Annotated in this window: 6 protein-coding genes; all 6 read right to left on the minus strand. The window is 62.0% G+C overall.

The features are described from left to right. The coding region (locus AC3B8H_RS17285; protein WP_488442786.1) for a hypothetical protein at positions 1–846 on the minus strand (846 nt) is incomplete at its 3' end. A gap of 138 nt (positions 847–984) precedes the next feature. Further along, a complete protein-coding gene (locus AC3B8H_RS17290; RefSeq protein WP_488442787.1) occupies positions 985–2,199 on the minus strand; it encodes a hypothetical protein in 1,215 nt (404 codons plus the stop codon). A 64-nt stretch (positions 2,200–2,263) separates the two neighbouring features. Continuing rightward, positions 2,264–3,343: a polysaccharide pyruvyl transferase family protein gene (locus tag AC3B8H_RS17295; protein WP_488442788.1), complete on the minus strand. Its 1,080-nt coding sequence runs from the start codon at positions 3,341–3,343 to the stop codon at positions 2,264–2,266. Positions 3,344–3,345: 2 nt separating this feature from the next. Continuing rightward, positions 3,346–4,218, minus strand: coding sequence for a nitroreductase family protein (locus tag AC3B8H_RS17300; protein WP_488442789.1), 873 nt, complete (start codon positions 4,216–4,218; stop codon positions 3,346–3,348). A gap of 59 nt (positions 4,219–4,277) precedes the next feature. After that, positions 4,278–5,453 (minus strand): glycosyltransferase family 4 protein, encoded by a 1,176-nt coding sequence (locus AC3B8H_RS17305; protein WP_488442790.1) that lies wholly within the window; start codon positions 5,451–5,453, stop codon positions 4,278–4,280. Positions 5,454–5,643: 190 nt separating this feature from the next. Beyond that, positions 5,644–6,102, minus strand: a complete 459-nt coding sequence (locus tag AC3B8H_RS17310) for a DUF411 domain-containing protein (RefSeq protein WP_488442791.1) — start codon at positions 6,100–6,102, stop codon at positions 5,644–5,646. Positions 6,103–6,179 lie beyond the last annotated feature (77 nt).

Raw genomic sequence — 6,179 nt, forward strand, 5'->3', positions numbered from 1 at the left:
GTATTCGAAGAGCTTCAGCGGCGAGGTGCACCAATAAATCGGCGAATGCCGGGTCGTCATGTAAAACAACAGATCGGCGGCGACCTGATACTCGCGTATCGTGGCGGCTGGCCGGTGCGGGATGAAATCGACGTTGGCGAGGCCGCGCTCGCGATAATAGTCGCGCCACGCCGCGCACTCGTGGTCCTTGCCGCCGATATGCACGAAAGCCACTCGTTCGCGGTCGCGCGCCAAGGTTTCGAATAGTTCGGCGCCGCCCTTATACAGACTGCCGGTGTGCACCACCAAGAGTTTATCGGTCGGCAAATTCAAGCGCTGTCTGAGTTCGGCTTTCGGCAATGCTCGCAACGGCGCGTAGGCCTCCGGGAAGGCGGCATTGTGGGCCGGCAGCAGGTTGGCCTCGCTAAAGCCGTAGACCTTTTGGTAGTGTTCGGCCAACGCCAGACAATTCGTCGTCATTTTAAATCGGCGTGCTCGGCTCAATAGCCGAAACAGGACTTTGGGGAGTAGCCCGTGCGGTTGATCGTGGGCTTCGTAAACCACGCGGCCGCCGGCGAAAACCACGCAGAACGCGACGACGATATCGCGGGTGGCAAACAGCGCCGAGCGCTCGGCACGAGCACCGGTCAATGCCGCCAGGCAGACTCGGATGTAGCGTAGCCATTGGTTGGCGGACCACGGCAGCGGTCGATGCGCGAACGGCGGGTCGCCGCTCAACTCGCCGGGCGAGATCAGCAGAAATTGCCCGGCCAGCCGGTCGTGGTAGGCCTGGGCCATCGACAGGATTTGACGAGCCTGGGCGCCGGACGCGGACAAGCTGACACGGGTGATATAAATGACGCGCATGCGGTTCCGATGTTTTCAACTAACGATCATAGAAGCGTTTTGCCCAGGAAAGTAAAACCTTGCCGTGGAAGCGGCTATAGCCGCGCTGGTGCAATGTTCATGGTGATGACGCGGATCCGGGCTGCACGGAAGGTCGGCCTAGGCCGGCCGTCCTTCGGCACCGGACCTGGCCAGCAGCAATTTCGCGGTCGCCACGTTCAGTACGGTATTGACCAGCAAGGCCAGCGCCAGCGCCAACGGTTGGGTCAACTCCAACCAGGCCAGTAAGGCCAGCAAGGCCGTGGCCGGCAAATAGCTCAGCGGCGACACCCAATAGGCTTGGCGTTGGGTGATTGCGTTGCTCAGCGTCGTCCGCCATACCAAGAACGGCGAGCCGGCCAAAATGGCCAGGACCGCCAGCAAAGTATCGTTCCAGCCGCGTTCCAGCGTCAGCGCCAACATCGCCAATCCGGCCGTGAACAGTGCGGAGGCGGCCAGTACCCAGCGGGCCCCGCGCCGGTATTGATCGCCCAAATCGCGATCTTGCCGGAACAGGCCGTGACGGACATGCAGACGTTGTAGCACAAAGTCGGCGATGTTCGTCACCAGGCCGCAAACCTTTTGCAAATAACCGAACAGGCCGGCGCTGCCGAAATCGGCTTGCGCGGCCGGGATCAGCAGCAAATAGCGCACCCCTAGCTGTTGCAGCAATTTGGAGAAAAACAAGGTCATCGCTTGATAGACGAAGTCGCGGTCGAGTCGGCGCAACGAGAGATTGACGTTCAGCCGGTAGTACCGGCAGATTCGTAAATTGCTCAAACAACCGCCCAATAATTCCAGCGTGACGATCTGCGGCGCGTCGCCGTACCAAACCAGCGCGGCGGTCAAGCCTAAGCGCAACGCGGTTCCCTGAGCCAATTGCGCGTCCAGCAGCTCGGCGTAACGCTCGGGATCGGCGATTTTGGCTGCGTGAATTCTAAAACCGCAGCCGACCACGCTGAACATCAACATGGCCCAAAACCCGGCCGATAGCGGTTCCGGGTACAACGCGGCGAACAGGCCCCCCGCCCACAACAGGCTGACCAGAGCGGCATGGGTCGCGGCCCTATCGATCAGCGCGTCGCTGGCGGCTTGGTCGAGCGACAATGCCGCGCGGCGGCGGATCAATTGCTTGTCCAGTCCCGATGCCGTCAGCAAGGTCGACAGATTGAACAAGGCCAGCAAACTCATATATTCGCCAATTTCGGCGAACGGCCAGCGCCATTGCATCACCAATAAAAACAGGCCTTGCGAGGCCACGCTGAGCAGCCGCAGCCAGACCGGTTTCAGTACCGCGCGGGCTCGGGCGCGACGGGGGCGGGATGGAGCCGGCATCCGGCCCTACCGAATACCGTCGCGGCGTGTTCCGCCGCCGCGGGCGAAAACCGCCGACGCCGGTTTAGTCCGCATTCGCCAGACGCGCCCGCAACTCGGCGAACATTTCGCGGACTTCGTGAAGCTTCTCGGCCCGGTTTTCGCGGTAGGCGCCCCGATAATACGCGCGCCCGGCTTCGACGGCGTCGGCGTCGGCCAAATTCAGCGGGTATTGCCAGGCTTGCAGCAACGATTCGTATTTTTCCGACCAGCCGACCGTCAGCAACGGGACTTGCGCGTACAAGGCCAGGCAGCAACCGTGGTAGCGCGCCGATACGCAAATCAGCGCGCGCGGTAACCAGTCCCAAACCGCCTCGGGATCGGGCGCGATGCGCACCTCGACCGCGCCGGCGAGCGCGGCGCGGATTTCCTCGAGGTAGGCGGCCTTCTCGCCGGTATAAAACGACGCGATGACCACTTCCCGGATCGCGTCGCCGTGAGCGCTCAGCATGCGCTGGGCGGCGGCGACGATGTCGGCGGTTTGCGATTTAAAGTTGGGAATCACCAGCAGCACGTCGCGCGCTGCCGGGGCGCTCGCGGTTTCGAACGCTGTCAGCCGGGGGTGGCACAATACGAAATCAGAGCATAGGCCGATGGGCTGGGACAGGCCGAGCGCGCCGGCGGCGGCGAGGGAATGCGCATCGCGAGCGTATACGACGTCGGCCAAGGCGTAGAGCCCTTGGAAAATAGAACGATGCGCGGCTTGTTGAATCGACAGCGAATGGGGCAAAAATGCGATCCTGGCGCCGGCCGCCTTGGCAAGCCGCAGTAAATGCAGCTTATTGCTCATCAACATCGGCGCGTTCGCGTGGTCGTGCAGGTAGCCGCTGATGTCCAGAACCGTGCCGATGTCGGCTAGCGTTTTAAAGCCGAGGCGGGCGAACGGGCCGGGCGCCAGTCGCGCGCACAGCCGGTCCAGGCCGCGACGGACCAGCGCGTTCGGCATCAAAAAATAGCCCCGGTACCAGGCGTGCCACTGCGAGCCGCGCGGCATTTCGACGACCGGCGCCGCGCCATCCAATAAATGATGGACGACGGTTTCGAACATCAGCCGCGAGCCGAAATTTTCGTAGCCGAAGCCGGTCAGCAATACCTGTTTTTTCACGATCAAACCTTGCAAATGCGTCCGCTTTTCGGCGACTTGCCGCTGGAAAGCGCGGGGTTTTGGTGGCCGACCACCAGGCAGAACACAATCTTCTGGGTGGCGGGTAAATTCAGAACGGCGCGGGACTGGCGATCGGTGTTTGGGCGGATCGGCCAGTTCAAATAGCATGTGGCCAAGCCCCGGCTCTGCGCGGCCAGCGCGAACAACAACGAGGCGAAGCTGCAATCCATGACCGGCACGTGGCGGTCGCGCGGGTGATTCACCGCCGCCAGGTCGGCGACGAAGGCCAGCACCGCGCAATGCTCGACGCCAGTGAAATTGGTCAGGCCGATGCTGTTCGCCAGCAGCCAATCGCGTTTTTCCGGGGTTTCGACGATCAATACCCGGTAAGCCTCGCGGTTGCATGACGTTGGTATATGGCGAGTGTCGTGCAGGATCGCGGCGATAGCGTCGCTGGCCGGAGCCGGCGCGATGAAATGCCGGCAGCTGCCGCGTTGGGCAAAAGCGGCGCATAAGCTGGCGTAGTCGGGCGCGTCGAGCGGGATCGCGGCGGCCGCTGCTTCGACCGGCAGCTCCGGATTGGCGTGGCGTTGCCGATATTCGGCGAGGACGTGGTCACCCCACTCGACGATTGCCGGCGGCAATTGCGAACGGTAGGTTTCGAAGTCGCGCAGGGTTTGGCCGGCGTAGGCTTGCCCGAACGGAATTCGGCACTCCGGATTGCGCAAGCCTTTTTCCAGCCGATGAATGTTACGGCGTAGCAAATATTCCGTGGCGTTGGCACCGCGCCGCTGGCGGATACCGTCGAACAGCAGGCGGTTGTCGGCCAGAAAGACTCGGAAATATTCGCGAAGGGATTTTAGTTTGCTGAACACGGGCGATACGACGATGGATTGAGCGGGCTAGCTCCCCGCGTAGCCGGCGGATTCTCCACTTAGCGGGCGGCCTTGTCAATCGGAGCTATGGAAGCGTGGGCGAGTTCGCGGTACAGCTCGATGACCTTGGTGGCATAACCGTCCCAACTGAATTGGCTCGCCCGGACGCGGGCGTTTTCACCCATCGCGCGGATACGCTCCGGATGGGCCTTGAACCATAGCATCCGGTCGCGCAACGCCGCGCGGTCGCCGGCCGCGATCACGAAACCGTCGATGCCGTCGCGCACCATCGAGCCGGAAGCGTCGCTGACGATGGCCGGCAGTCCGCAGGCCATGGCCTCGAACACCGCCTTGGCCGAACCTTCCAGCCAGCTCGGAAACACGAACACATCGCAATTGGGCAGGTATTCGAAGGTTTTGACGAAGCCCGGCGTCAGCACTGTGTGGGCGGCGGCGGCGATGTCGATTTCGGGATAGCGCCGGCCGCACAAATGCAGGCGGTCGCCGGCAAAGGCCGGATCGCGCCAGGCATCCAGCAGCAGATCGACCCCCTTGCGCCGGTTAATGTTACCGGCGAAGCAAAAGTCCAGCGCCGCGCCGGGTTCTTTAGGCGGACGCGGCTTAGTTGGGCCGGAAGGCGAGTCGACGCCGAATTCGGCGATGCGGATCTTGGCCGCTGGCACGCCGATGCGTTGCAATTCCTCGGCGACGAACGGCGATGGCGCGGCAATCAGGTCGGCCAGTTCGCACGCCGCTTGCTCGAATTCCAGCATGCTGCGATGGGTCATCAAAAAATCGAGGCCGTATTGCTCGGCGATGCGCTGGGAATACGCGGTCGGTGCGACCGGCATGTCTAACAGGACCGGAATGCCGGCCGATTTTAACCCCTCCAGCAATTGGGGGCAGGCGTCCCAGACGTGGGCGATTGCTCCCGGCCCGGCGACGGCTTCTTGCCAGTGTCGGGCCGCGAACCACTCGAACAATTTGACGTCCGGGTAGCGGTGGTTGAAACCGGGCGCCAGATAAATTCGGGCGGCGTTCAACAGTCTGGGGAGGTGGCCGAGCCAGCCCATGTCCCGATAAACAAAGCCCGGCGACTTGATTTGAGCTTGGCGCGACAAACAATAACCGCTATCGCCTCGGGCCGACAGCGCGCGGATGATGCGTTCGGTGCGCACGCCGATATTGCCGGGCTTGCCGACGATGGTGTTGGCGAAATGGCGGATATTCAACATGGCCGGAGGAGGGGCAATATCCCCTTCCCTGCGAGAGATGCCGGGACGAGGAGATTAAAAAACTAAAGTTGCGGCTCGATCACTATTCCGGCGGGGAACAGCGTATCCCGCCGCGTCGGGATACGAAACTTGACATTTTTGATCAGCGGTCCGCTGTTGAGCCGCGCGGGCGGGCTTTCCGCGCCACCCATCAGTGGCCGTGGCCGTGTTCGGCGTAGACCTCGGCGTGACCGTCCTTGTCGAACGACACGACTTTGTAATCGTCCAGGCGGTCGCCCATTTCCATGCCGGGGCTGCCCATCGGCATGCCGGGCGCGGCCAAGCCGGCGACGTTGGGTTTGGTTTGCAGCAGTTTTCGCACGTCGGCGGCCGGAACGTGGCCTTCGATCACGTAGCCGTCAACCACCACGGTATGGCAGGACGCCAGCTTTTCCGGCACGCCGTAGCGGGCCTTGATTTGGTCCATGTCCGAGCTGATCACGTCCTTGATCTTGAAGCCGCTGTTTTCGGCGTGTTCCAGCCATTTGCCGCAACAACCGCAAGTCGGGCTGCGGTAGACGGTCATTTCGGGTTGTGATACTTCTTCGGCGACGGCGTTGAAACCCATCGAAGCCAGGGCCAAAATACTGATGCGGATAAAGTGAGTCATAAAAAACCTATTTGATGTTTGTATAGGGTAAGGTGCTTCCTATTTATGGTTTTTGTCCGGTCAATCTTGCACTGATT

The sequence above is a fragment of the Methylomonas sp. BG-2 genome (genome assembly GCF_057766305.1).

Coding starts and splice junctions, on each gene's coding strand:
- AC3B8H_RS17290 (WP_488442787.1), bottom strand. CDS start 2,199: ATGCCGGCTCCATCCCGCCCCCGTCGCGCCCGAGCCCGCGCGGTACTG.
- AC3B8H_RS17305 (WP_488442790.1), bottom strand. CDS start 5,453: ATGTTGAATATCCGCCATTTCGCCAACACCATCGTCGGCAAGCCCGGC.
- AC3B8H_RS17310 (WP_488442791.1), bottom strand. CDS start 6,102: ATGACTCACTTTATCCGCATCAGTATTTTGGCCCTGGCTTCGATGGGT.